Annotated in this window: 22 protein-coding genes; 16 read left to right on the top strand and 6 right to left on the bottom strand. The window is 59.2% G+C overall.

Translation table 11 applies throughout. The annotated features are described in order from the left end of the window. Positions 1-61 precede the first annotated feature (61 nt). Positions 62-1,036 (top strand): alpha/beta hydrolase family protein, encoded by a 975-nt coding sequence (locus ACKZ62_RS02235; protein WP_122756338.1) that lies wholly within the window; start codon positions 62-64, stop codon positions 1,034-1,036. A gap of 78 nt (positions 1,037-1,114) precedes the next feature. Here ACKZ62_RS02235 and ACKZ62_RS02230 read toward each other — a convergent pair whose 3' ends face one another. From ACKZ62_RS02230 to ACKZ62_RS02220, 3 genes are read right to left on the bottom strand one after another with little or no spacing between them, the layout of a single operon-like run. Next, positions 1,115-1,882: a TerB family tellurite resistance protein gene (locus tag ACKZ62_RS02230; RefSeq protein ID WP_032883850.1), complete on the bottom strand. Its 768-nt coding sequence runs from the start codon at positions 1,880-1,882 to the stop codon at positions 1,115-1,117. 1 nt (position 1,883) lies between these two features. Then, positions 1,884-2,558 (bottom strand): N-acetylmuramate alpha-1-phosphate uridylyltransferase MurU, encoded by a 675-nt coding sequence (murU, locus tag ACKZ62_RS02225; RefSeq protein ID WP_122681324.1) that lies wholly within the window; start codon positions 2,556-2,558, stop codon positions 1,884-1,886. After that, the gene (locus ACKZ62_RS02220; RefSeq protein WP_181640528.1) at positions 2,555-3,580 is read right to left on the bottom strand and encodes an aminoglycoside phosphotransferase family protein; all 1,026 of its coding nucleotides are present in this window, start codon (positions 3,578-3,580) and stop codon (positions 2,555-2,557) included. The genes murU and ACKZ62_RS02220 overlap by 4 nt, the downstream gene beginning before the upstream one ends. Before the next feature lie 130 nt (positions 3,581-3,710). Here ACKZ62_RS02220 and ACKZ62_RS02215 point away from each other — a divergent pair, with 130 nt between their 5' ends. The 11 genes from ACKZ62_RS02215 to ACKZ62_RS02165 all read left to right on the top strand — a co-directional run bounded on the left by ACKZ62_RS02215 (position 3,711) and on the right by ACKZ62_RS02165 (position 17,784). Then, entirely contained in the window at positions 3,711-6,524 is a 2,814-nt protein-coding gene (locus tag ACKZ62_RS02215; RefSeq protein WP_095185039.1) for an LPS-assembly protein LptD, read from the top strand. Next, on the top strand, positions 6,499-7,839 hold the full coding sequence (locus ACKZ62_RS02210) for a peptidylprolyl isomerase (RefSeq protein WP_032883854.1): 1,341 nt from the start codon (positions 6,499-6,501) through the stop codon (positions 7,837-7,839). The genes ACKZ62_RS02215 and ACKZ62_RS02210 overlap by 26 nt, the downstream gene beginning before the upstream one ends. After that, the gene (gene pdxA, locus ACKZ62_RS02205) at positions 7,836-8,825 is read left to right on the top strand and encodes a 4-hydroxythreonine-4-phosphate dehydrogenase PdxA (protein ID WP_122763575.1); all 990 of its coding nucleotides are present in this window, start codon (positions 7,836-7,838) and stop codon (positions 8,823-8,825) included. Before ACKZ62_RS02210 ends, pdxA begins: the two co-directional genes overlap by 4 nt. Beyond that, a complete protein-coding gene (rsmA, locus tag ACKZ62_RS02200) occupies positions 8,822-9,634 on the top strand; it encodes a 16S rRNA (adenine(1518)-N(6)/adenine(1519)-N(6))-dimethyltransferase RsmA (RefSeq protein ID WP_447096279.1) in 813 nt (270 codons plus the stop codon). Before pdxA ends, rsmA begins: the two co-directional genes overlap by 4 nt. 103 nt (positions 9,635-9,737) lie before the next feature. Beyond that, positions 9,738-10,118, top strand: coding sequence for a Co2+/Mg2+ efflux facilitator ApaG/CorD (gene apaG / locus ACKZ62_RS02195; RefSeq protein WP_032883857.1), 381 nt, complete (start codon positions 9,738-9,740; stop codon positions 10,116-10,118). Then, positions 10,118-10,969: a symmetrical bis(5'-nucleosyl)-tetraphosphatase gene (locus ACKZ62_RS02190; RefSeq protein ID WP_447096278.1), complete on the top strand. Its 852-nt coding sequence runs from the start codon at positions 10,118-10,120 to the stop codon at positions 10,967-10,969. The genes apaG and ACKZ62_RS02190 overlap by 1 nt, the downstream gene beginning before the upstream one ends. A gap of 32 nt (positions 10,970-11,001) precedes the next feature. Then, positions 11,002-11,331: a thiosulfate sulfurtransferase GlpE gene (gene glpE, locus ACKZ62_RS02185; RefSeq protein WP_032883859.1), complete on the top strand. Its 330-nt coding sequence runs from the start codon at positions 11,002-11,004 to the stop codon at positions 11,329-11,331. A 284-nt stretch (positions 11,332-11,615) separates the two neighbouring features. After that, complete coding sequence (locus ACKZ62_RS02180; RefSeq protein ID WP_003194732.1) at positions 11,616-13,538, top strand: PrkA family serine protein kinase; 1,923 nt, start codon at positions 11,616-11,618, stop codon at positions 13,536-13,538. A gap of 113 nt (positions 13,539-13,651) precedes the next feature. Then, a complete protein-coding gene (locus ACKZ62_RS02175) occupies positions 13,652-14,923 on the top strand; it encodes a YeaH/YhbH family protein (RefSeq protein ID WP_016977872.1) in 1,272 nt (423 codons plus the stop codon). Further along, positions 14,920-16,485, top strand: coding sequence for a SpoVR family protein (locus tag ACKZ62_RS02170; protein WP_032883861.1), 1,566 nt, complete (start codon positions 14,920-14,922; stop codon positions 16,483-16,485). The genes ACKZ62_RS02175 and ACKZ62_RS02170 overlap by 4 nt, the downstream gene beginning before the upstream one ends. Positions 16,486-16,548: 63 nt before the next feature. Beyond that, the gene (locus ACKZ62_RS02165) at positions 16,549-17,784 is read left to right on the top strand and encodes a multifunctional CCA addition/repair protein (RefSeq protein ID WP_447096277.1); all 1,236 of its coding nucleotides are present in this window, start codon (positions 16,549-16,551) and stop codon (positions 17,782-17,784) included. Here the strand turns inward: ACKZ62_RS02165 and folK are convergent. Then, positions 17,773-18,297, bottom strand: a complete 525-nt coding sequence (gene folK / locus ACKZ62_RS02160) for a 2-amino-4-hydroxy-6-hydroxymethyldihydropteridine diphosphokinase (RefSeq protein WP_095185045.1) — start codon at positions 18,295-18,297, stop codon at positions 17,773-17,775. The two genes, ACKZ62_RS02165 and folK, sit on opposite strands and share 12 nt — an antisense overlap. Beyond that, positions 18,288-18,641, bottom strand: a complete 354-nt coding sequence (folB, locus tag ACKZ62_RS02155; RefSeq protein ID WP_032883867.1) for a dihydroneopterin aldolase — start codon at positions 18,639-18,641, stop codon at positions 18,288-18,290. The genes folK and folB overlap by 10 nt, the downstream gene beginning before the upstream one ends. Positions 18,642-18,713: 72 nt before the next feature. Between folB and plsY the strand changes: the two genes are divergently transcribed. Further along, positions 18,714-19,283 (top strand): glycerol-3-phosphate 1-O-acyltransferase PlsY, encoded by a 570-nt coding sequence (plsY, locus tag ACKZ62_RS02150; RefSeq protein ID WP_032883869.1) that lies wholly within the window; start codon positions 18,714-18,716, stop codon positions 19,281-19,283. Between the two features lie 44 nt (positions 19,284-19,327). Here plsY and tsaD read toward each other — a convergent pair whose 3' ends face one another. After that, the gene (tsaD, locus tag ACKZ62_RS02145; protein WP_095185046.1) at positions 19,328-20,353 is read right to left on the bottom strand and encodes a tRNA (adenosine(37)-N6)-threonylcarbamoyltransferase complex transferase subunit TsaD; all 1,026 of its coding nucleotides are present in this window, start codon (positions 20,351-20,353) and stop codon (positions 19,328-19,330) included. 202 nt (positions 20,354-20,555) lie between these two features. Here tsaD and rpsU point away from each other — a divergent pair, with 202 nt between their 5' ends. The 3 genes from rpsU to rpoD all read left to right on the top strand — a co-directional run bounded on the left by rpsU (position 20,556) and on the right by rpoD (position 25,100). Continuing rightward, complete coding sequence (gene rpsU / locus ACKZ62_RS02140) at positions 20,556-20,771, top strand: 30S ribosomal protein S21 (protein WP_002551877.1); 216 nt, start codon at positions 20,556-20,558, stop codon at positions 20,769-20,771. Between the two features lie 443 nt (positions 20,772-21,214). Continuing rightward, positions 21,215-23,182, top strand: coding sequence for a DNA primase (gene dnaG / locus ACKZ62_RS02135; RefSeq protein WP_032883872.1), 1,968 nt, complete (start codon positions 21,215-21,217; stop codon positions 23,180-23,182). Between the two features lie 67 nt (positions 23,183-23,249). Then, positions 23,250-25,100, top strand: a complete 1,851-nt coding sequence (gene rpoD, locus ACKZ62_RS02130) for an RNA polymerase sigma factor RpoD (protein WP_032883873.1) — start codon at positions 23,250-23,252, stop codon at positions 25,098-25,100.

Raw genomic sequence — 25,100 nt, 5'->3', positions numbered from 1 at the left:
CACTGACAAAAACTGACCAACCTATTAGGCTGCTGGAATCTCTTCTGGCCGGAAATCTACGATGCCCTATCGAAACCGTTCGGCACTGCCAGCATTGTGCCTGTCGCTGCTGTTTACCAGTGCCTTTTCTGTACAGGCCGCCGACGCCCCCGCGCCGGCCGACGAAAAACCCGTCGAGCGCCAGCCTCTGCTTGAGCGCAGCCAGGAAGACGCCACCGCGCTGGAGCGCACCATCCCTCAGCAGGAACAGCAACAATTGCAGGCTGGCAGCGACTCATTCCTCGCCCTGTGGAAACCGGCCAACAGCGCCGAACCCGAAGGTGTGGTGATTATCGTACCGGGCAGCGGTGAAAGTGCTGACTGGCCGCAAGCAATCGGCCCGTTGCGGCGCAAATTTCCCGACGCCAATTGGGGCAGCCTCAGCCTGTCATTGCCGGATGTGAGCGTAGATACCCTGCCGCCGCGCGTTATGGAAGCACCCAAAGCCACTGTCGACACCAGCAGCAAAGAAGCGAGCACCGCCGACAAACCGATCGAACAAGCCGCCAGCGCCGAAGCCGAGGGCACCGATCCGTCAGTGGTGCCGGGCGCCGACGAGCAGGACAAGACCGACGCCTCGCGCATCTTCGACCGCATCGACGCTGCCGTGGCCTTCGCCCAGACCCAGAACGCACGCAGTGTGGTGCTGCTGGGCCATGGCACAGGCGCCTGGTGGGCCGCGCGTTATCTCACCGAGAAACAACCGTCCCAGGTGCAGAAATTTGTGATGGTCGCGGCGCAGACGCCTAACGGACGCCATCCGGACGTGCAGCAACTGGCGCCCGGCCTGAAACTGCCGACTGCCGATGTCTTCTATCAAGACAACGCGCAGGCACGCAAAAACGCTCAGGCCCGTGCCCAGGCTGCCAAGCGATTGAAGAATGATGGCTATAAGCAGGTGTCATTGAAAACCGTGCCCGGCAATAGCGCAGCCGAGCAGGAGCAGTTGTATCGCAGGATTCGCGGGTGGTTGAGCCCGCAGGCCAGCGCCGACTGAAGAACAGCACAAAAACAATGTGGGAGGGGCTTGCCCCTCTCCCACATCGGAATGTGGTTATCCGTGAAAGAGCGGCATCTAGCGAAAATCCCGGCGCTCGCGAATCAACGAGTAAGCATTGTGTAATTCACGGGTTCGCTCGGTCGCCTCACGCACTTGCGCGAGACTGGCGCCACTACCGGCCACCTTGTCCGGATGGTGACGGCTCAGCAGGCGGCGATAGGCACGTTTGATGACCGACGGCTCGGTGGTAGCGGTGACGCCGAGCAGTCGCAACGCTTCCTGATAGGTCGTGCCTCGATTGACCAGCGGCTTGCGCTCAGGCGTGTAGTCCGCCGCCAAGGCCTGAAGCTGCTGCGGCGTCCAGCCCAACCACTTGCCCCACAGGTTGATCAAGTCGCGCTCGGCATCATCCGCCTTGCCGTCCGCCCAGACCATCCGCCAACAGGCGCGCAACACACCCTCCGCCGCATGAGGCTGGGCCTTGAGCACGCGCAGATAACTGCGCATACGGTCGGAGCCCGATTTACCGCGATTGAACGCCGCAATCGCGCGGCGCTGGGCGGACTCGGTCATGTCCAGCGAGCGCATCTCCTGACGCGCCTGCTGGATATGACCGTCCACCACGCGCCCGTTGCTTTTGGCCAGGCGCCCGAGCAATACAAACAACAACTCATCATTGCGCAGCACCGGGCGGCCGCCCATGCGCTCGCGCAACTGAGCCCAACTGCGCAGTTGCATTCGGCGGTCCAACGCCTGCCCCAACAATGCACCCAACAAGGCCCCCGGAATACTGGCAATGGCAAAGCCAGCCCCGGCGCCGATCAGCGTCCCTGGCCACAACATGCTACTGCCCCGCTGTCAGCAGGGTTTCGACTTGCGCCAAGCGCTCCAGCGTGCCGACATCAATCCAGCGTCCCGCCATGTGTTCCCCCGTTACCTGACCCTTGGCCATCGCCGCACGCAGCAGCGGCGCCAGCTTGAAGGCACCGGCACTGCAACCCGCGAACAACTGGGGGTCGAGCACTGAAATGCCACTGAAGGTCAGGTTATCGGCACCGGGCGCCGCATCATGAAGCAGACCCTCATCAAGGAAGAAATCACCGCCCGAGGGATGATGCGCTGGGTTGTCGACCATCACTAGGTGAGCCAGGCCGCTGAGCGGTTGCTTGAGTTGGGTAAAGTCGTAGTCAGTCCAGATATCGCCATTGACCACCAGAAAAGGCTCGTCCCCCAGCAACGGCAACGCCTGGAAAATCCCACCGCCGGTTTCCAGCGGTTCGCCCTCCGGGGAGTAACGGATGCGTACGCCAAACTGCGCACCATCGCCCAAATAGCTCTCGATCTGCTGGCCGAGCCAGGCGTGGTTGATCACGATATCGGTGAAGCCGGCCTTGGCCAGCGCCTCCAGGTGGTATTCGATCAGACGCTTGCCGCCGGCCTGCACCAGCGGCTTGGGCGTGTGCAAGGTAAGCGGACGCATCCGCTCACCTTTGCCGGCGGCCAGGATCATGGCCTTCATACGCTGGCCTCAGCGGGTTGGCGCAGGCTGGTCAGCAGCTCAGTCAACTCGCTCAATTCCGGGCGATCGGCGAGCACTGCTTCTATATAAGCAAAGAAGCGCGGCACGTCGGCCAAGTAGCGCGGCTTGCCGTCGCGATGGCAAATACGCGCGAAGATGCCAATGACCTTGAGGTGGCGCTGCACACCCATCAGGTCGCTGGCACGCAGGAAGTCATCAAAATCCGGTTGCACCGGGATGCCCGCTTGGCCCGCACGCTCCCAATAACCGCGCTGCCAATCGCGTACGCGCGCCTGGGGCCAACTGAGGAAAGCGTCCTTGAACAGGCAGGTAATGTCATAAGTGACCGGGCCGTAGACCGCGTCCTGGAAATCCAGCACGCCGGGGTTCGGTTCGCTGATCATCAAGTTGCGCGGCATATAGTCGCGATGCACCAGCACTTTCGGCTGCGCCAAGGCGCTGTCGATCAGCCGGTCGCTGACACGCTGCCAGAGGGCTTGTTGTTCTGCATCCAACTCGACACCCAAATGGCGCCGTACGTACCACTCGGGAAAGAGTTCCAGCTCGCGGCGCAACAAGGCGACGTCATAACTGGGCAGTGGTGCGTCCATCGGCAACTGCTGGAATGCCAGCAAGGCGTCGATGGCGTCGGCAAACAGCTGATCGGCGTTTTGTTCGTCAATCACGTCCAAGTAGGTTTTTCTGCCCAGGTCATTGAGCAAAAGAAAGCCGCGCGACAGATCTTCTGCATAAATTTTTGGAACATTTATGCCCGACTTCGCCAGTAAATGGGCGATATCGACGAAGGGCTTGCAGTTTTCCTGGGGGGGTGGAGCGTCCATCACCACGAAAGTCCGGCCGCCACCCTCCCAACGGAAGTAACGCCTGAAACTCGCGTCGCTGCTGGCCGCAGTCAGTGTGGCCGGGGGTACGGAGCCCCAGTCTTGAGCGTTGAAAAGGATCGGCAACTGCTCATCCAGCCAGACTTCCAGCTGTTGTAAACGTAGATCTTGCTCAGGCATTACAAGGGTCTCCGACGGCGCTAGCCGTCAAGCGGGTCATGCTTTATTATCACGCATCTTTTTCAGACCATCGAGAGGCGTGCGGCCCAAACCGCGGGCAGATGGCACGCAGGAAGCCCGGACTAATAAGATGGCATTGAAATCCCCCGCGTTTCGTAGAAAATTTCCGTTGCTGGTAACCGGCAGTCTGCTGGCCATGCAACCCTTCGCCACCTCATTCGTGGTCGCCGCGGAACAGTATGACTGCTCAGTCTCTGCTTCGGGTGCCTGGGATTGCGCGCCGAAAACCGCCGCAGCCCCATTGCCACCGCGCCCGGTGCATGACGGCGCTGCCGTCAGCTCGGCCAACAGCACGGCGCAGGCCGAAGCTGGTGGCACTGCCGCGGCCGAACCCAAGACCGCACTGGTCACAGAATCCAAGGGCCGTGGCCTGCGCTCACGCAGCGCCGACTACAGCCACTTGGACTGGGTACCTCGCGAAAAGTTGACCGCAGCCCAGTTGGCCGAAACCGGTCCTTATTGCGGCGGTGCGTACATCGAGCCGACTCGTCCTGGCATGAACGACAAGACGAACAAGAGCGATGCGCCCACCTTCATCGGTGCCAAGGCCTCTCGTTACGAGCAGGAACAACAAGTCGCGACCCTGGCAGGTGACGTCGTCATGCGCCAGGGCAGCATGCAGCTTGAAGCCGAAGAAGCCAGCCTGTACCAGGCCGAAAGCCGCGGCGAGCTGAACGGCAACGTACGACTGCGTGACAACGGTGCACTGATCGTCGGCGACCACGCCCAGGTTCAGTTGGACACCGGCGCGGCCCAGATCGACAACGCCGAATACGTGCTGCACAAGTCGCGTATCCGCGGTAACGCGCTGTACGCCAAGCGCGCCGAAAACGCGATCATCCGCCTCAAGGACGGTACGTACACCACCTGCGAGCCGGACAGCAACGCCTGGCAGCTTCGAGGCAACAACATCACGTTGAACCCAGCCACCGGTTTCGGTACGGCCACCAACGCGACGTTGCGGATCAAGAACATCCCGATCCTGTACACCCCTTACATCTATTTCCCGATCGACGACCGCCGTCAGTCCGGCTTCCTGCCGCCGAGCTTCAGCACCGGCAGCGAAACCGGCTTCACCCTGGTTACGCCGTACTACTTCAACCTGGCGCCGAACTACGACGCCACGTTGTACCCGCAATACATGACCAAGCGCGGCATGATGATGGAAGGCGAATTCCGCTACCTCACCAAGTCCAGCGAAGGCCAGTTCGGCGGCGCGTACCTCAACGACGACAACGACGAACGCAAACTGCAGACCGATTACGAAAAAACCCGCTACATGCTCAATTGGCAGCATAAAGGCGGGTTGGATTCGCGTGTACTGACCCAGGTCGACTACACCAAAATCAGCGACCCTTATTACTTCCAGGACCTCAAGTCCTATCAGGAAGGTGTCGAGAGCCGGGACTACGTCAACCAGCAGGGCTCCGTGAGTTATCGCGGCGACTCCTACCAGGCGCGCTTGAATGTCCAGGCTTACCAGCTGGCTACGATCTCCCAGATCACACCGTATGACCGACTGCCACAGATCACCTTCAATGGTCAGTTGCCATACCACCCAGGTGGTTTGAACTTCAGCTACGAAACCGAAGCAGTTCGGTTTGAACGCAGCCTGGAAAGCGGCAACTTTATCAATGAAAACGGTGATTCCGAGCGTCGCCTGGACACTTACGTCAACGGCCTGACCCGTGCAAACGGTACTCGCCTGAACGTAGCGCCAGCCGTTTCATACCCGATGAACTGGACCTACGGCTTTGTGACGCCGAAGCTCAAGTACGTCTACACCAAGTACGATCTTGACCTGGACAACAAAGGCAAGAACGACATCATCGCTGCACAAGCTGCAGCCGCGACAGCTGGCACCCAATATGCCGGCGGCACGTTCAAAAGCTCTCAGGATCGCGCAATTCCTGTAGCCAGCGTCGACAGCGGCCTGTACTTCGATCGCAATACCAACTGGTTCGGCAAAGACTATCGCCAGACCCTTGAACCGCGCGCGTTCTACCTGTACGTGCCGAACAAGGACCAGGCCGATATTCCGGTGTTCGACACCAGCGAGTACTCGTTCAGCTACGCGTCATTGTTCCGCGACAACCGCTTCAGCGGCTCCGACCGTATCGGCGACGAAAACAAGCTGTCCCTTGGCTTGACCAGCCGCTGGATCGAAGAAAACGGCTTCGAGCGTCAACGCGTGTCCGTGGGCCAGGCGGTGTACTTCAAGGATCGTGAAGTTCAACTGCCAGGCATCCTGGCCGCCGACCGTGCCGATGCACAGTCCGACGTGTCCCCGGTTGCCCTGGACTACGAGTTCCGCTTCAACCGCGACTGGCGCGCCACGGCCGACTACAACTGGGACACCGAAGAGCACAGCCCTCGCTCCGGCAGCGCGATGCTTCACTACCAGCCGGAAGACAACCCGAACAAGATCATCAACGTTGGTTACCGCTATCGTAACGACCAGGTTGTCTACAACCAGTTGACCGGTAAGTGGCAGTTCGGTGGCGACTACGGTCAGCCAGGCGACCAGAACTACGTGAAGGATTACTACAAAATCCAACAACACGACTTCTCGATGATGTGGCCGATCATTCCCCAGTGGAACCTGATCACCCGCTGGCAGTATGACTACGCACGCAACCGTACCCTGGAAGCCTTTGGTGGTTTCGAGTACGACAACTGCTGCTGGAAACTGCGCGTCATCAACCGTTACTGGGTTTCCAACGACGAATACAGCCAGATCGCCCCGCTGAACGAAAAGGGTGACCACGGGCTCTTCCTGCAGATCGTCCTCAAAGGACTCGGCGGCCTGACCGGCGCCAAGGTAGAGAGCTTCCTCGACAAAGGCATTGAAGGTTATCGTGAACGTGAAGACCAAGCTTTCTGATTGTCTGCGCCCGCTAGTGCTGGGCGCACTGTTCCTGGGGACCGCATCGGCACACGCTGCGGTTCAACAGCTGGATAAGGTAGTGGCCATCGTCGATAACGACGTGATCATGCAGAGCCAACTGGACCAACGGGTCAAGGAAGTTCAGCAAACCATCGCCAAGCGTGGCGGTGGTGTACCGCCTACCAGCGTCCTGGACCAACAGGTACTTGAACGCTTGATCGTCGAAAACCTGCAACTGCAGATCGGTGATCGTTCCGGTATTCGTATTTCGGACGAAGAGCTGAACCAGGCCGTCGGCACCATCGCTCAACGCAATAACATGAGCATCGACCAGTTCCGCTCAGCCCTGGCCCGCGACGGTCTTTCGTACGAAGACGCCCGCGACCAGATCCGCCGCGAGATGATCATCAGCCGTGTGCGTCAGCGTCGCGTTGCCGAGCGAGTGCAGGTGTCCGAGCAGGAAGTGAAGAACTTCCTGGCCTCCGACCTGGGCAAGATGCAGCTTTCCGAAGAACTGCACCTGGCCAATATCCTGATCCCGACCCCGGACAGTGCCAACTCCGAGCAACTGAATGCGGCGGCGGCGAAAACCCAAGCTATCTATGATCGCCTGAAAGGCGGTGCTGACTTTGCTCAGATGGCCATTGCCCAGTCCGGCAGCGACAACGCCCTTGAAGGCGGCGATATGGGCTGGCGTAAAGCCGCTCAACTGCCACCTCCGTTCGACCGTGAACTGAGTGCCATGGAAGTGGGCGGTATCACCCAGCCAGCCCGCACCCCAGGTGGCTTCATTATCCTGAAGTTGCTGGAACGTCGCGGTGGCGAGACCTCGCTGAAAGACGAAGTTCATGTTCGTCATATCCTGGTCAAACCAAGCGAAATCCGTACTGAGGCGCAAACCAAGGAGCTGGCCCAGAAGATCTATGACCGCATCGAAAGCGGTGAAGACTTCGCCACCTTGGCCAAGAGCTTCTCGGAAGACCCAGGTTCAGCCCTCAACGGCGGCGACCTGAATTGGATCGACCCGAAAGCGCTGGTGCCCGAGTTCCAACAGGTAATGGCCGATACTCCGCAAGGCGTACTGTCCAAGCCGTTCAAGACCCAATATGGCTGGCATGTACTGGAAGTCCTTGGCCGCCGCGCCACTGACAACACCAGCCAGGCCCGCGAGCAACAAGCGCTGAACGTACTGCGTAACCGCAAGTACGACGAAGAGCTGCAAACCTGGCTGCGTCAGATCCGTGACGAAGCCTACGTGGAAAACAAGCTGCCAGGCGCCGAGCAAACAGGCACCGACCAGGCAGCCCAGTGAAACCACAGCGTTTCGCGGTAACACCCGGCGAGCCGGCCGGCATTGGTCCAGACCTTTGCCTGCTGCTCGCCTCGCAGCCTCAGCCATACCCCCTGATTGCCATTACCAGCCGCGACCTGCTCCTTGAGCGGGCCGCGCAACTGAGTGTGGCTATCAACCTGCTGGACGTGGCGCCGGGCAACTGGCCTGACCTGCCGGCGCCCGCGGGCAGCCTCTATGTGTGGGACACCCCGCTGCAGGCCAAGGTGGTTGCAGGGCGACTGGACAAGGCCAATGCGGCGTTTGTGCTCGAAACGCTGACTCGTGCGGGGCAAGGCTGCATCGACGGTGACTTCGCCGGCATGATCACCGCACCGGTCCACAAGGGTGTGATCAACGAATCCGGCATCGCCTTTTCCGGCCACACCGAATTCCTCGCCGAACTGACACACACTGAACAAGTCGTGATGATGTTGGCCACACGCGGCCTGCGTGTCGCCCTGGTGACTACGCACCTGCCGCTGCGTGACGTCGCAGACGCCATCACCGCCGAACGCGTGGAGCGCGTCACGCGCATCCTGCACGCCGACCTGCAGCAAAAATTCGGCATCGCTCAACCGCGTATCCTGGTCTGTGGGCTCAACCCCCATGCAGGTGAAGGCGGGCACTTGGGCCATGAAGAAATCGACATCATCGAACCAACCCTGGAGCGTCTGCGCCAAGAAGGCATGGACCTGCGTGGCCCACTGCCAGCGGACACTCTGTTTACCCCCAAATATCTGGAGCACTGCGACGCAGTGTTGGCGATGTACCATGACCAGGGGCTGCCGGTGCTGAAATACAAAGGCTTCGGCGCCGCCGTCAACGTGACACTGGGCCTGCCGATCATCCGCACCTCCGTCGACCATGGCACTGCCCTGGACTTGGCGGGCAGCGGCAAGATCGATACCGGCAGCCTGCACGTGGCCCTGGAAACCGCCTATCAGATGGCCGAGACCCGTATATGACTGAGCATTACCAACACCGGGCGCGCAAGCGCTTCGGGCAAAACTTCCTGCACGACGCTGGCGTGATCGACCGCATCCTGCGCTCCATCCATGCCAAGCCCGAAGACCGCCTGCTGGAAATCGGCCCAGGCCAGGGCGCATTGACCCAAGGCCTGCTGACCAGCGGTGGCCAGCTGGACGTGGTTGAACTGGACAAGGATCTGATCCCTATCCTCAACCAGCAGTTCGCCGGAAAATCCAACTTCAACCTGCATCAGGGCGATGCACTGAAGTTCGACTTCAACTCCCTCAACGCCGCGCCTAACAGCCTGCGCGTGGTCGGTAACCTGCCGTACAACATCTCCACACCGCTGATTTTCCACCTGCTGAACAACGCCGGGATCATCCGCGACATGCACTTCATGCTGCAGAAAGAAGTGGTGGAACGCCTGGCCGCAGGCCCAGGTGGTGGTGATTGGGGCCGTCTGTCGATCATGGTTCAGTACCACTGCCGCGTTGAACACCTGTTCAACGTGGGTCCGGGTGCATTCAACCCGCCGCCAAAGGTCGACTCGGCCATTGTTCGCCTGGTACCGCATGCTGTTCTGCCCCACCCGGCCAAGGACCACAAGTTGCTGGAACGTGTCGTGCGCGAAGCGTTCAACCAACGCCGCAAGACCCTTCGCAACACGCTCAAGGCCCTATTGAGCCAAGCTGAAATCGAAGCCGCCGGCGTCGACGGTAGCCTGCGTCCCGAGCAACTGGACCTGGCCGCGTTCGTGCGCCTGGCAGACCAGCTTGCCATCCAGCCTGCTCCAGCAGTCGACTGAAGCACCCAGCCATGGCCAGACACATGTCTGGCCTAGTGCCCACCTCTTGGCCTAGACTGATCCGCATCTGCTGTCCTCCGCTTTTGCTTTTAAGGCCTCTTGCATGTCCGATCCTCGCTACCAGATCGACGTCAGCGTCGTGACCCGCTTCCTGGCGGACCAATCGCAACCTGAACAGAACCGCTTTGCCTTTGCCTACACCATCACGGTGAAGAACAACGGGCAGGTGCCGGCCAAGTTGCTATCACGCCATTGGGTAATCACCGACGGTGACGGCCAAGTGGAAGAAGTGCGCGGCGCAGGCGTGGTTGGCCAGCAACCGCTGATCGACATTGGCGCCAGCCACACCTACAGCAGCGGCACGGTGATGACCTCCAAGGTCGGCACCATGCAAGGCTCGTATCAGATGAAAGCCACCGATGGCCAACTGTTCGACGCCATCATCAAGCCATTTCGCCTTGCCGTACCGGGAGCCCTGCACTGATGGCGACCTACGCAGTCGGCGACCTGCAAGGCTGCCTGGAGCCGCTCAAGTGCCTGCTTAAGCGCGTTGCCTTCGACCCGGCCAATGATCGGCTTTGGTTGGTCGGTGATCTGGTCAATCGCGGCCCCGAGTCCCTGGAAACCCTGCGCTACTTATATAGCCTGCGTGATTCCCTGGTGTGTGTGTTGGGCAACCATGACCTGCACCTGTTGGCGGCCGGCAATAATATCGAGCGCCTGAAAAAGGGCGACACCCTGCGGGAAATTCTCGAAGCGCCCGACCGAGCCGAGCTGCTCGACTGGCTGCGCCGGCAAAAGATCGTGCATTACGACGAAGGCCGCAACATGGCCCTCGTGCATGCGGGTATCCCGCCGCAATGGACGCTGAAGAAAGCCCTTAAGTGCGCAGCCGAAGTCGAAAGTGCCTTGGCCGATGACAGCCTGTACACCACCTACTTGGACGGCATGTACGGCAACGAACCGGTGAAGTGGGATAACGACCTGACGGGCGTCGCCCGCCTGCGGGTGATCACCAACTACTTCACACGCATGCGCTTCTGTACCGCCGAGGGCAAGCTGGACCTCAAGAGCAAAGAAGGTGCCGACACCGCCCTGCCCGGCTACAAGCCGTGGTTTGCCCATAAGGAACGCAAGACCCGTGATACGAAGATCATCTTCGGCCACTGGGCCGCCCTGGAAGGCAAGTGCAACGAACCCGGCGTATTCGCCCTCGACACCGGTTGCGTGTGGGGCGGCGCCATGACCCTGATGAACATCGACACTGGCGAGCGCCACAGCTGCCAGTGTGAATCTCCCCTTCCCATTACACTGCCGGCTGCCGCCAAGCGCTAGACGCTAAGCGCCGCCAAGACAAGGAGCCCGCCATGAGCGAATTCAAACGTATCCCTCCCGAACAAGCCCAAGCCCTGCGCGAGCAAGGCGCGGTGGTGGTTGATATCCGCGACCAGCCTACTTACTCGGCAGCCCATATCACCGGCGCCCAGCATCTGGATAACGTTAACATCGCCGACTTCATCCGCGCCGCCGACCTCGACGCGCCACTGATCGTGGCCTGCTACCACGGCAACTCCAGCCAAAGCGCCGCCGCCTACCTGATCAGCCAAGGCTTCTCCGACGTCTACAGCCTGGACGGTGGTTTTGAGCTGTGGCGTACGACCTATCCTGCAGAAATTTCTTCGGGCGATTCGCAATAAATATTTTCAAACCCCGCTACCCCGCGTGACGCTTGGGCTCGCGCCGTTTCTGACGAACGGCGCAGGCAAACTAATTGCGTATCACGCCTTGACCTCCCAGATTCCGAACTATCCTTAAGCGCAGGCCATCCGAATCAGGGGAGAGCCGGTACACCGGCGTGCGGGTCATCGGTAGCGTTTAGGGTGTTCTGGGGGGAAAACGGCCATTGGCGATCGTCAATGACTGCCAGCATCGACTGATAGATCCGGCGTCGGCTCCACGTATCGAGCGAGGTGACGACGTCATGAGTATCTTTAGCCACTTCCAACAACGCTTCGCGTCCACACAGCAGGAAGAACTCACGCTGCAAGAGTATCTTGAGCTGTGCAAGCAGGACCGCAGCACCTACGCATCTGCCGCCGAGCGCCTGCTATTGGCGATTGGTGAGCCGGAGCTGGTGGAAACCGCCAATAATTCGCGCCTGTCGCGAATATTCTCCAACAAGGTGATCCGCCGCTACCCGGCCTTTGAAGACTTCCACGGAATGGAAGAATGCATTGATCAGATCGTCTCCTACTTCCGCCATGCCGCCCAAGGCCTGGAAGAGAAGAAACAGATCCTCTACCTGCTCGGCCCTGTCGGCGGCGGTAAATCGTCCCTGGCCGAAAAGCTCAAACAGCTGATCGAGAAAGTGCCCTTCTACGCGATCAAGGGCTCGCCGGTCTTCGAGTCGCCACTGGGCCTGTTCAACGCCACGGAAGATGGCGCGATCCTCGAAGAAGACTTCGGCATCCCACGCCGCTACCTCAACACCATCATGTCGCCCTGGGCCACCAAGCGCCTGGCCGAGTTTGGCGGTGACATCAGCCAGTTCCGCGTGGTGAAACTCTACCCCTCGATCCTCAACCAGATCGGCGTTGCCAAGACCGAGCCGGGCGATGAGAACAACCAGGATATTTCGGCGCTGGTGGGCAAGGTCGATATCCGCAAACTCGAAGAATTCCCGCAAAACGATGCCGACGCCTACAGCTACTCGGGCGCACTGTGCCGGGCCAACCAAGGCCTGATGGAATTCGTGGAAATGTTCAAGGCACCGATCAAAGTGCTGCACCCACTGCTTACCGCGACCCAGGAAGGTAACTACAACAGCACCGAAGGCTTGGGCGCGATTCCGTTCACCGGGATCCTGCTGGCCCACTCCAACGAATCGGAATGGCACACCTTCCGTAACAACAAGAACAACGAAGCCTTCATCGACCGGATCTACATCGTCAAGGTGCCTTACTGCCTGCGAGTCAGCGATGAGATCAAGATCTACGACAAGCTACTGTTCAACAGCTCCCTGGCGAAGGCCCATTGCGCACCCGACACCCTGAAGATGCTCGCCCAGTTCACCGTGCTGTCGCGCCTCAAGGAGCCGGAGAACTCGAACATCTACTCGAAGATGCGCGTGTACGACGGTGAAAACCTCAAGGACACCGACCCTAAAGCCAAGTCAATCCAGGAATACCGCGACACGGCAGGCGTGGATGAAGGCATGAACGGCCTATCGACGCGCTTTGCGTTCAAGATCCTGTCCAAAGTCTTCAACTTCGACCCGCACGAGATCGCCGCCAACCCGGTGCACCTGCTCTATGTGCTGGAGCAGCAGATCGAACAGGAACAGTTCCAGGCGGAAACCCGTGAACGCTACCTGCGCTTCCTCAAGGAGTACCTCGCGCCACGCTACATCGAGTTTATTGGCAAGGAAATCCAGACCGCTTACCTGGAGTCCTACAGCGAGTACGGCCAGAACATTTTCGACCGCTATGTGCTGTATGCGGACTTCTGGATCCAGGACCAGGAATACCGCGACCCGGAAACCGGCGAGATCCTCAACCGCGTAGCCCTCAACGAGGAGTTGGAAAAGATCGAGAAACCCGCTGGCATCAGCAATCCGAAGGATTTCCGCAACGAGATCGTCAACTTCGTACTGCGTGCCCGTGCCAACAACAACGGCAAGAACCCTACCTGGCTCAGCTACGAGAAGCTGCGGGTGGTCATCGAGAAGAAAATGTTCTCCAACACCGAGGATCTGCTACCGGTCATCAGCTTCAATGCCAAGGCCAGCAAGGAGGACCAGCAAAAACACAACGACTTCGTCACACGAATGGTCGAGCGTGGCTACACCGACAAACAGGTACGACTGCTCTCCGAGTGGTATCTGCGGGTTCGCAAATCGCAGTAAGGCAGCGATAGGCGTGCACTGCCAGGTCATGGGCCTGGCAGTTGACCGCTTGTCTCTAAGCTTCCAGCTCGCCGCTTGAAGCTTGTAACGTGAAGCTGCCCGGAGGGCTCCTCATGAGCTATGTGATCGACCGACGCCTCAATGGCAAGAACAAGAGCACGGTAAACCGCCAGCGTTTCCTGCGGCGTTACCGTGACCACATCAAAAAGGCCGTTGAAGAGGCCGTCAGCCGCCGCTCCATCACCGACATGGAGCATGGTGAGCAAATCAGCATTCCCGGACGGGATATCGACGAACCGGTCCTGCACCATGGCCGCGGCGGCAAACAGACCGTCGTGCACCCTGGTAACAAGGAGTTCACCACCGGCGAACATATCCAGCGACCTCAAGGCGGTGGTGGCGGCAAAGGTCCAGGCAAAGCCGGCAATTCTGGCGAAGGCATGGACGAGTTTGTGTTCCAGATTACCCAGGAGGAATTCCTCGAGTTCATGTTCGAGGACTTGGAATTGCCCAACCTCGTCAAACGAAACCTGACCGGTACCGACACCTTCAAGACCGTGCGGGCAGGTATCAGTAACGAGGGCAACCCGTCACGGATCAATATCATCCGTACCCTGCGCTCGGCCCATGCACGGCGTATCGCCCTGTCGGGCAGCAGCCGCGCCAAATTGAAAGAGGCCAAGGAAGAGTTGGCGCGCTTGAAGCGCGAAGAACCGGATAACTTCGGCGATATCCAGGAAATCGAGGCGGAAATCGAGAAACTCAGTGCGCGCATCCATCGTGTGCCGTTCCTCGACACCTTCGACTTGAAATACAACCTGCTCGTCAAACAACCGAACCCCAGTTCCAAGGCGGTGATGTTTTGCCTGATGGACGTTTCCGGCTCCATGACCCAGGCCACCAAGGACATCGCCAAACGGTTCTTCATCCTGCTCTACCTGTTCCTGAAGCGAAACTACGACAAGATAGACGTAGTGTTCATCCGCCATCACACCAGCGCCCGGGAAGTAGACGAAGAAGAGTTCTTCTACTCGCGGGAAACCGGCGGCACCATCGTGTCCAGCGCCCTGAAGCTGATGCAGGAGATCATGGCCGAGCGCTACCCGGCCAACGAATGGAATATCTACGCCGCTCAAGCCTCTGACGGCGACAACTGGAATGATGATTCGCCCATCTGCCGCGACATTCTGATCAACCAGATCATGCCGTTCGTGCAGTACTACACTTACGTTGAAATTACCCCCCGTGAGCACCAGGCCCTGTGGTTCGAATATGAGCGCATCGGCGAAGCTTTTGCCGACACGTTCGCCCAGCAGCAACTGGTCTCGGCCGGCGATATCTATCCGGTCTTCCGTGAACTCTTCCAGCGCAGGTTAGTGACATGACCGCCAAAAAAGAGACTAAGCGCCAACCCATTTCCACCGGTTCCGAGTGGACCTTTGAGCTGATCCAGGCCTATGACAAGGAAATCAGTCGGATCGCGGCGGGTTATGCCCTGGACACATACCCCAACCAGATCGAAGTGATCACCGCTGAGCAGATGATGGATGCCTACGCGTCTGTTGGTATGCCGCTGGGTTATCACCATTGGTCCTACGGTAAACACTTCCTCAGCACCGAGAAGTCCTACACCCGCGGCCAGATGGGGCTGGCCTACGAGATCGTGATTAACTCCGACCCATGCATCGCCTACTTGATGGAAGAAAACACCATCTGCATGCAGGCATTGGTGGTGGCCCACGCTTGCTATGGGCATAACAGCTTTTTCAAAGGCAACTACCTGTTCCGCACCTGGACCGATGCGAGTTCGATCATCGATTACCTGGTGTTCGCCAAGCAGTACATCATGCAGTGTGAGGAGCGCCACGGGATCGACGCAGTGGAGGACTTGCTCGACTCTTGTCATGCCCTGATGAACTACGGGGTCGACCGCTACAAGCGCCCGTACCCGATTTCCGCCGAGGAAGAACGCCTGCGTCAGAAGGAGCGTGAAGAGCACCTGCAGAAGCAAATCAACGACCTGTGGCGCACTATTCCTAAACGCGCCGACAAAAACAGCGACAAGGACAATGCGCGCTTTCCCGCCGAACCTCAGGAAAACATCCTATATTTCCTGGAAAAACACGCCCCACTGCTGGAACCATGGCAACGGGAAATCGTGCGCATCGTGCGCAAGATCGCCCAGTACTTTTATCCACAGCGCCAAACCCAAGTGATGAACGAAGGCTGGGCGACGTTCTGGCACTACACGCTCATGAACGACCTGTACGACGAGGGCTTGGTCACCGACGGCTTTATGATGGAGTTCCTCACCTCCCACACCAGTGTGGTATTTCAGCCTGGCTTTGACAGCCCGTATTACAGCGGCATCAACCCTTACGCTCTGGGTTTTGCCATGTACCGCGACATCCGGCGCATGTGCGAACACCCGACCGAAGAGGACCGCCGCTGGTTTCCGGAAATCGCCGGCAGCGACTGGCTGTCCACCATCAAGTTCGCCATGAGCAGCTTCAAGGACGAGAGCTTTATCCTGCAGTACCTGTCACCCCAGGTGATCCGCGATCTCAAACTGTTCAGCATCCTCGATGACGACCTCAAGGACGATTTGGTGGTGCCTGCCATCCACGATGAGCCCGGCTACCGCATCATCCGTGAAACCTTAGCCGCGCAGTACAACCTGGGCAACCGGGAGCCCAACGTACAGATCTACAGCATCGACGTCCGCGGCGACCGCTCGCTGACCTTGCGTCACCAGCAACATGACCGCAAACCCCTGGGCGAATCCACCGAGGAAGTACTCAAGCACTTACACCGGTTGTGGGGCTTCGACATCCATCTGGAAACACTGCAAGGCGATCAGGTGATGAAAACTCACCATGTTCCACCGCGCAGTGATCACAACGATAACGACTATGGTCGCCTGGACATGGCCGTCGTTCACCTCTGAAACAGCAAAGCCTCCATTGGTCAGGCACAGGCGGTATCCTGTGCCGCTAATGGAGGCTTTTTCATGAAAATCTACAAAGTCGGCGGCGCCGTGCGTGACCGCCTGCTGGGCATCAAGGTCACTGATATCGACCGCGTCGTTGTCGGTGCGACCACCGAGGAGATGCTTGCGAAGGGCTTCAAGCCGGTAGGCGCTGACTTCCCGGTGTTCCTGGACCCGAAGAACGGCGACGAATATGCTTTGGCCCGCACTGAGCGCAAGAGCGGCCGGGGCTATGGCGGTTTTGTCTTTCACGCCAGCCCCGAGGTCACACTGGAAGAAGACCTGATCCGTCGCGACCTGACCATCAACGCAATGGCTGAAGACGATGACGGCAACCTGACCGACCCCTACAACGGCCAGCGTGACCTAGAAGCCCGCGTTCTACGCCATGTTTCCCCCGCTTTCGCCGAAGATCCCCTGCGAGTTCTGCGCGTCGCACGTTTTGCCGCTCGCTATGCACATCTTGGTTTTACAGTGGCACCGCAGACTCTGGAACTGATGCGTCAACTCAGCGAGTCAGGCGAATTGGAAGCCCTGACGCCGGAGCGCAGCTGGAAGGAAATCTCCCGAGCGCTGATGGAAGATCAGCCTCAGGTGTTTATTCAGGTCCTGCGCGACTGCGACGCACTGAAAACCTTGATGCCGGAAGTGAATGCACTCTTCGGCGTCCCCCAACCCGAGGCCCACCACCCCGAGATAGACACTGGCGTGCATACCTTGAGCGTGCTGGATCAGGCCGCCTTGCACAAACAGCCACTGACCGTGCGCTGGGCCTGCCTGCTGCATGACCTGGGCAAAGGTCTAACACCTGTGGATAAGTTGCCGCAGCATATCGCCCATGAGCATCGGGGCTTGAAGTTGATCAAGGCAGTCAATGAACGTTTCAAAGTGCCAAGGGATTGCCAGGAGTTGGCGCTGCTGGTGGGTCAATATCACACCCATGGCCATCGAGCGCTGGAGCTAAAAGCCTCGACGCTGCTGGAGTTACTGCAAAGTTTTGACGTATATCGCCGACCGCAGCGCTTTGAGGAGTTTGTGGTCGCCTGTGAAATGGATGCCCGGGGCCGCAAGGGCTTCGAGCAACGCAGTTATCCACAGGCAGATTATTTGCGCGGTGCGGCGCAGACAGCACGCGAGGTGGCGGTGGCGCCATTGGTGGAGAAGGGTTTCAAAGGCCCTGAGCTGGGCGAAGCCTTGAAGCGCGAACGGCTCAAGGCGTTGCAGGCCTACAAGGAACAACGCGCCCTATCGAATTAGAAGCGCATTCGGCGTCAGGTGCTGGCCCTGCCACTCAAAGGCGACAGGCGCCAGCAACTGATCGATCTGCGCATCCCGCCACAGATCAGCCATCGTTTTACCCACCTCAGGATGCACGCGGTCCGGCGCCATCAACGACAGCGGCCACAAAACAAAGGCGTTTTTCAGGATTTCTGCACGGGGCAGAATCAAACCGTCGAAATCCCCCACCAACTCGCCGTACAGCAGCACATCGATGTCCAATGGCAGGCCTTTGCGGTCCGGCGCGTAGCGGCCGTTTTCAGCTTCGATGGTCTTAAGACGGCGGTCCAATTCTGTCAACGACAGGTCGGTATAGGCCGACACCACCAGATTGAAGAACGGCCCGCTTTTGATGCCCACCGGCTGGCTTTCGAACACCGCCGAGCAGCGCATATCCGTCAGAAAGCTCGCTAACGCGTCGAGCCCGGCGCACAGATGGAGCTCGCGCTCGATATTGCTACCGAGGCCAAGGTAAACCTGAGTTAGCGACATCCGCGCTCAATCTCCACGCCCACACCTTTGGCGGCCGGTACTGCGCCGGGCTTGGTTAGTTTGAGGTGCAGCCAGGGAATCTGGAACTCACTCATCAACACTTGGGCCAAGCGCTCAGCAAAGGTTTCCACCAGTTGGTACTGGGACTGTTCGGCAAACGCCTGGATACGCGCCGAAACGCTGGCGTAATCCAGCGCCAAGGTCAGGTCGTCACCTGCGGCGGCCGGGCGGTTATCCCACGCGAAGCTCAGGTCCAGACGCAGGCATTGGCGGATCCCGCGCTCCCAGTCGTAGGCCCCGATCACGGTGTCGACTTCCAGGCCTTCGATAAACACTCTGTCCAAGCTCTTCTCCGCAGCACGACAAGGGCGCGATGCCCCGTTAGAATCAGGGCGTCCTCGCCCGGAATAGTTAGCATGTTTTGGTCACTGGCGATTCTCGCCTACCTGCTCGGCTCGCTGTCCTTCGCCATTTTGCTCAGCCGCCTGACGGGAAACCCCGACCCGCGAATGAGTGGTTCCGGCAATGCTGGCGCCACCAACATGTTGCGCCTGGCCGGCAAGAAGCTCGCCGTGCTGACGCTGCTGGGCGATCTGTGCAAGGGCTTGTTGCCCGTGCTGATCGCCAGCACCGCCGGCCTTACCCTGCAACAGCAGGCCTGGGTGGGCGTGTGCGCCGTCCTGGGCCATCTGTTTCCACTGTACTTCCGATTTCGCGGCGGCAAAGGTGTCGCCACGGCGGCCGGTATGCTGCTGGGGATCTACCCACCGGCGGCACTACTGGCCGTGCTTGCCTGGCTGCTGACGTTCTACCTGACCCGAACCAGCTCACTGGCGGCACTGATCGCCACGCCGCTCACCCTGCCATTGCTGGCCTGGCAGGAACCGGCGGCGCTGCTGCCGATGAGCGTGCTGACATTGCTGATCGTCTGGCGCCATCGGGGCAATTTACGCGACCTGTTTGCCGGGCGCGAACGGCATTTTTAAATCCCCCCAGATGAGCCTGGCTCACGTCGCGCCCAAATAACGGCCTACAACGGCGGCAGCTGCTCCATCGGCCAACGTGCCTGCACGCTGATCGCCAGGCTTTCGTGCTGCCCCGCCAGCAGACGCTGGCAACCGGCATAGGCGATCATGGCGCCATTGTCGGTGCAAAACTCAGGGCGGGCGTAGAACACATCCCCCTTCATATCACCGAGCATTTTTTCCAATGAACTGCGCAGCGCCTTGTTTGCGCTGACGCCGCCAGCAATCACCAGACGCTTCATGCCAGCCTGTTTCAGGGCACGCTTGCACTTGATGGTCAAAGTCTCCACCACGGCCTGCTGGAACGCCAGAGCGATGTCGCAACGGGCTTGATCACTGTCGTCCCCGGCGCTGACGCTGTGCTGCCAGGTATTCAGTGCGGAGGTTTTCAACCCGCTGAAGCTGAACATCAAACCGGGGCGATCGCACATCGGACGCGGGAATGTGTAGCGACCAGCAACGCCCTTTTCGGCGAGACGGGCGATTTCCGGCCCGCCGGGGTAATTGAGGCCCATCATCTTCGCAGTCTTGTCGAAAGCTTCGCCGGCGGCGTCGTCCAGCGACTCGCCCAAAAGCGTGTATTGACCGATTCCGTCGACCTGAACCAGCTGCGTATGCCCCCCCGAAACCAACAAAGCGACGAACGGGAACTGCGGCGGGTTTTCTTCCAGCATCGGCGCCAGTAAATGGCCTTCCATATGGTGCACACCCAGGGCTGGAATACCCCAGGCGAAAGCCAGCGCCTGTGCGCAAGAGGCCCCAACCAGAAGGGCTCCGACCAATCCAGGGCCCGCCGTGTAGGCAATCGCGTCGATCTCGGTCGGCACACAACCGGCCTCGTCCAGCACCTGGCGAATCAAGGGCAGCATGCGCTTGACGTGATCACGGCTGGCCAGCTCCGGCACCACGCCGCCATAAGCGCGGTGCAGGTCGATCTGACTGAACAGTGCATCGGCCAAAAGCCCGCGTTCACTGTCGTAAAGTGCGACACCGGTTTCGTCGCAGGAGGTTTCAAGTCCCAGTACTAGCATGGGTTTGCGCCTTGTAGAGGCTAAATTCGAAGGCGCGCATAATAGTCGCCACTCCCCCTCCCGACTAGCGGTTTTCGATCAGAGGCTTTGCATTCCGGTCAATGAGGGGTTAACATCCGCAACCCTTAAAAACCGACGACCTCAGCCGCGAATTTTTTGCGACGAGAACGTTGATCCCGGTAATGAAAGAAGGTAGCTCTGGATGCCAGCCGTCAAAGTTAAAGAGAACGAACCCTTCGACGTAGCTCTGCGTCGTTTCAAGCGCTCCTGCGAAAAAGCCGGTGTACTGGCCGAAGTTCGTAGCCGCGAATTTTACGAGAAGCCAACTTCTGAGCGTAAGCGTAAAGCAGCAGCCGCTGTTAAGCGTCACGCCAAGAAAGTTCAGCGCGAGCAGCGCCGCGCCGTTCGTCTGTACTAATACACAGACGTTCGTAGCAAGCTTCTGCCAAGCCCGGCCCTTCAGCCGGGCTATTGGCATTTGCAGATATCGCTTGATGCTTCATCGTCGAAGCCGCACATGCGACTGAGACAACTGCTTCACACGTCAGGACTGGCTCTTTTGCCAGCGGTGCACGTCTCTTCTGACGAGCCTAACAAGGCTACTGACGAGCACACTTATTCTGTAAACAGGCGATCAACGGTCGGCTGTGCCCATCGATGAGCTTCCGAGGCCGCCAGCGGCCAAGACCGGAGCCAGGGGCAACATTTCTTCGCCGAAGACTGATAGAAATTAACGTCAGTGAATGCTCGGCAGATACACTTCCATACAGCCCAAGCAGACGATTGATGGTCGAGCCACTCGACCCAAGCGCTTGAGCACTTCACGGGCCCTCATTTACACGCAGTGATGACGAGAACGCCATGGCCGGGCTAATTCCCCAGAGCTTTATTGACGACCTTCTGAACCGCACCGACATCGTCGATGTTGTCAGCTCGCGCGTGCAATTGAAGAAAGCCGGCAAGAATTACACCGCCTGCTGCCCGTTCCACAAAGAAAAAACCCCGTCGTTCAGCGTCAGCCCAGACAAGCAGTTCTATTACTGCTTTGGCTGCGGCGCAGGCGGTAACGCCCTCGGCTTCTTGATGGACCACGACAACCTGGACTTCCCCCAGGCGATCGAGGACCTAGCGAAAGCCGCCGGCATGGAAGTCCCCCGCGAAGAAAGTGGCCGCCCGCACAAACCACGGCAACCCACCGATTCGCCGCTGTACCCGCTGCTCACTGCCGCCGCCGACTTTTACCGGCAGGCACTGAAGAGCCATCCTCAGCGCAAGGCGGCAGTCGATTACCTCAAGGGCCGCGGCCTTACCGGTGAAATCGCTCGCGACTTCGGTCTCGGCTTCGCGCCACCCGGCTGGGACAACCTGTACAAACATTTGAGCAGCGACACTCTGCAGCAAAAAGCCATGATCGACGCAGGGCTCCTGGTGGAAAACGCCGAGACCGGCAAGCGCTACGACCGCTTCCGCGACCGCGTGATGTTCCCTATCCGTGACAGTCGCGGCCGTATCATCGCCTTCGGTGGCCGCGTACTGGGCGACGACAAGCCCAAGTACCTGAACTCCCCGGAAACCCCGGTGTTCCACAAAGGCCAGGAACTCTACGGCCTGTTCGAAGCGCGCAAGAACAATCGCAACCTCGATGAAATCATCGTGGTTGAAGGCTATATGGACGTGATCGCCCTCGCTCAGCAAGGCTTGCGCAACGCCGTGGCCACCCTTGGCACCGCCACCAGCGAAGAACATCTGAAGCGCCTGTTTCGCGTCGTGCCCAGCGTGCTGTTCTGCTTCGACGGCGACCAGGCTGGCCGCAACGCCGCTTGGCGCGCACTCGAAGCCACGCTGTCGAGCCTGCAGGATGGGCGCCGCGCGCGCTTCCTGTTCTTGCCCGAGGGAGAGGACCCGGACACCCTGGTGCGCTCCGAAGGCACTGACGCATTCCGTGCACGCATCAACCAACATGCGCAGCCGCTGGCCGATTATTTCTTCCAGCAACTGACTGAGGAAGCCGATCCGCGCTCCCTTGAAGGCAAGGCCCATATGGCCACCCTCGCAGCGCCGCTGATCGACAAGGTGCCTGGCGCCAACCTGCGCACCCTGATGCGCCAACGCCTGCTGGAAATTACCGGGCTAAGCGGCGAAGCCGTCAGTCAGCTGGTGCACAGCGCACCGCAGGATGCTCCGCCCGCCTACGACCCGGGCATGGATTACGACGCCATGCCGGACTATGCCGACTTCCAGCCGCAGGAGGCCTACGCGCCCCAGCAGGAATGGACGCCGAAGAAGCCCGGTGCCGGCGGCAAGAAATGGGACAAGAAACCGTGGAGCAAGAACGGCAAGCGTGGCGATCGCGATGAGGCCTACGCCCCACGCACGCCAGTTGCCGTAGAAGCGCCCACGCTGATCGCCCTGCGCACGCTCATTCACCACCCGCAACTGGCGGGCAAGGTCGAAAGTGCCGACCATTTTGCCAATGCGAGCAATACCTACGCTCAGGTGCTGATCGCGCTGATCGAAGCCGTGCAGAAAAATCCTAAGCTAAACTCAATTCAGCTGATGGCACGCTGGCACGGCACAGAACAAGGGCGCTTGTTGAAAGCACTTGCGGAAAAGGAGTGGCTAATTGACGGCGATAACCTTGAACAACAGTTTTTAGACACCATTACTAGGTTATCTGCGGGTCAGCATACGCAAACCCTCGATGAACTCATCAAGAGAGCAAGACAGCCAGGATTATCGGCTGAAGAGCAAATTCAGATAGCAAAACAGATGCGCGACCTCTTAAAACAGAATGTTTCCGCATCAAACCCGACCTCAGCTGGCGTGTGAGGTCATAGCTCGGGTATAATCCTCGGCTTGTTTTTTGCCCGCCAAGACCTTCAGTGGATAGGGTGTTATGTCCGGAAAAGCGCAACAGCAGTCTCGTATCAAAGAGTTGATCACCCTTGGTCGTGAGCAGAAGTATCTGACTTACGCAGAGGTCAACGACCACCTGCCTGAGGATATTTCAGATCCTGAGCAGGTGGAAGACATCATCCGCATGATTAATGACATGGGGATCCCCGTACACGAGAGTGCTCCGGATGCGGACGCCCTTATGTTGGCCGACGCCGATACCGACGAGGCAGCCGCTGAAGAAGCCGCTGCTGCGTTGGCCGCGGTGGAGACCGACATCGGTCGCACGACTGACCCTGTGCGCATGTATATGCGTGAAATGGGTACCGTCGAGTTGCTGACACGCGAAGGCGAGATCGAAATCGCCAAGCGTATCGAAGAGGGCATCCGTGAAGTGATGGGCGCAATCGCGCACTTCCCTGGCACGGTTGACCACATTCTCTCCGAGTACACTCGCGTCACCACCGAAGGTGGCCGCCTGTCCGACGTCCTGAGCGGTTATATCGACCCGGACGACGGTATTGCGCCGCCTGCTGCCGAAGTACCGCCGCCTGTCGATGCGAAAGCCGCAAAAGCGGACGACGACTCCGATGACGACGAGGCTGAAGCCAGCACCGACGACGAAGAAGAAGTCGAAAGCGGTCCAGACCCGATCATCGCTGCCCAGCGTTTCGGTGCGGTTTCCGATCAAATGGAAGTCACCCGCAAGGCCCTGAAAAAGCACGGTCGCTCCAACAAGCTGGCAATTGCCGAGCTGCTGGCGCTGGCTGAGCTGTTCATGCCAATCAAGCTGGTTCCGAAGCAATTCGAAGGCCTGGTTGAACGCGTTCGCAGCGCCCTTGAGCGTCTGCGCGCACAAGAGCGTGCGATTATGCAGCTCTGTGTTCGTGATGCTCGCATGCCGCGTACTGACTTCCTGCGCCAGTTCCCGGGCAACGAAGTTGACGAAAGCTGGAGCGACGCTCTGGCCAAAGGCAAGGCGAAGTATGCTGAAGCCATTGGTCGCCTGCAGCCGGATATCATCCGCTGCCAGCAGAAGCTGACTGCACTTGAGACCGAAACCGGTCTGACGATTGCCGAGATCAAGGACATCAACCGTCGCATGTCGATCGGTGAGGCTAAAGCCCGCCGCGCGAAGAAAGAGATGGTAGAAGCGAACTTGCGTCTGGTGATCTCCATCGCCAAGAAGTACACCAACCGTGGCCTGCAATTCCTCGATCTGATCCAGGAAGGCAACATCGGCTTGATGAAGGCTGTGGACAAGTTCGAATACCGTCGCGGCTACAAGTTCTCGACTTATGCCACCTGGTGGATCCGTCAAGCGATCACTCGCTCGATCGCCGACCAGGCCCGCACCATTCGTATTCCGGTGCACATGATCGAGACGATCAACAAGCTCAACCGTATTTCCCGGCAGATGTTGCAGGAAATGGGTCGCGAACCGACCCCGGAAGAGCTGGGCGAACGCATGGAAATGCCTGAGGATAAAATCCGCAAGGTATTGAAGATCGCTAAAGAGCCGATCTCCATGGAAACCCCGATCGGTGATGACGAAGACTCCCACCTGGGTGACTTCATCGAAGACTCGACTATGCAGTCGCCAATCGATGTCGCCACTGTTGAGAGCTTGAAAGAAGCGACTCGCGACGTACTGTCCGGCCTCACTGCCCGTGAAGCCAAGGTACTGCGCATGCGTTTCGGCATCGACATGAATACCGACCACACCCTTGAGGAAGTCGGTAAGCAGTTTGACGTGACCCGTGAACGGATCCGTCAGATCGAAGCCAAGGCGCTGCGCAAGTTGCGCCACCCGACGCGAAGCGAGCATCTGCGCTCCTTCCTCGACGAGTGA

The sequence above is a fragment of the Pseudomonas sivasensis genome, assembly GCF_052938085.1.
Note: the sequence above shows the minus strand (reverse complement) of the source record. Positions and strands in the feature narration are given on the sequence as shown.

Coding starts and splice junctions, on each gene's coding strand:
- ACKZ62_RS02235 (WP_122756338.1), top strand. CDS start 62: ATGCCCTATCGAAACCGTTCGGCACTGCCAGCATTGTGCCTGTCGCTG.
- ACKZ62_RS02230 (WP_032883850.1), bottom strand. CDS start 1,882: ATGTTGTGGCCAGGGACGCTGATCGGCGCCGGGGCTGGCTTTGCCATT.
- murU (WP_122681324.1), bottom strand. CDS start 2,558: ATGAAGGCCATGATCCTGGCCGCCGGCAAAGGTGAGCGGATGCGTCCG.
- ACKZ62_RS02220 (WP_181640528.1), bottom strand. CDS start 3,580: ATGCCTGAGCAAGATCTACGTTTACAACAGCTGGAAGTCTGGCTGGAT.
- ACKZ62_RS02215 (WP_095185039.1), top strand. CDS start 3,711: ATGGCATTGAAATCCCCCGCGTTTCGTAGAAAATTTCCGTTGCTGGTA.
- rsmA (WP_447096279.1), top strand. CDS start 8,822: ATGACTGAGCATTACCAACACCGGGCGCGCAAGCGCTTCGGGCAAAAC.
- apaG (WP_032883857.1), top strand. CDS start 9,738: ATGTCCGATCCTCGCTACCAGATCGACGTCAGCGTCGTGACCCGCTTC.
- ACKZ62_RS02190 (WP_447096278.1), top strand. CDS start 10,118: ATGGCGACCTACGCAGTCGGCGACCTGCAAGGCTGCCTGGAGCCGCTC.
- glpE (WP_032883859.1), top strand. CDS start 11,002: ATGAGCGAATTCAAACGTATCCCTCCCGAACAAGCCCAAGCCCTGCGC.
- ACKZ62_RS02180 (WP_003194732.1), top strand. CDS start 11,616: ATGAGTATCTTTAGCCACTTCCAACAACGCTTCGCGTCCACACAGCAG.
- ACKZ62_RS02175 (WP_016977872.1), top strand. CDS start 13,652: ATGAGCTATGTGATCGACCGACGCCTCAATGGCAAGAACAAGAGCACG.
- ACKZ62_RS02170 (WP_032883861.1), top strand. CDS start 14,920: ATGACCGCCAAAAAAGAGACTAAGCGCCAACCCATTTCCACCGGTTCC.
- ACKZ62_RS02165 (WP_447096277.1), top strand. CDS start 16,549: ATGAAAATCTACAAAGTCGGCGGCGCCGTGCGTGACCGCCTGCTGGGC.
- folK (WP_095185045.1), bottom strand. CDS start 18,297: ATGTCGCTAACTCAGGTTTACCTTGGCCTCGGTAGCAATATCGAGCGC.
- plsY (WP_032883869.1), top strand. CDS start 18,714: ATGTTTTGGTCACTGGCGATTCTCGCCTACCTGCTCGGCTCGCTGTCC.
- tsaD (WP_095185046.1), bottom strand. CDS start 20,353: ATGCTAGTACTGGGACTTGAAACCTCCTGCGACGAAACCGGTGTCGCA.
- rpsU (WP_002551877.1), top strand. CDS start 20,556: ATGCCAGCCGTCAAAGTTAAAGAGAACGAACCCTTCGACGTAGCTCTG.
- dnaG (WP_032883872.1), top strand. CDS start 21,215: ATGGCCGGGCTAATTCCCCAGAGCTTTATTGACGACCTTCTGAACCGC.
- rpoD (WP_032883873.1), top strand. CDS start 23,250: ATGTCCGGAAAAGCGCAACAGCAGTCTCGTATCAAAGAGTTGATCACC.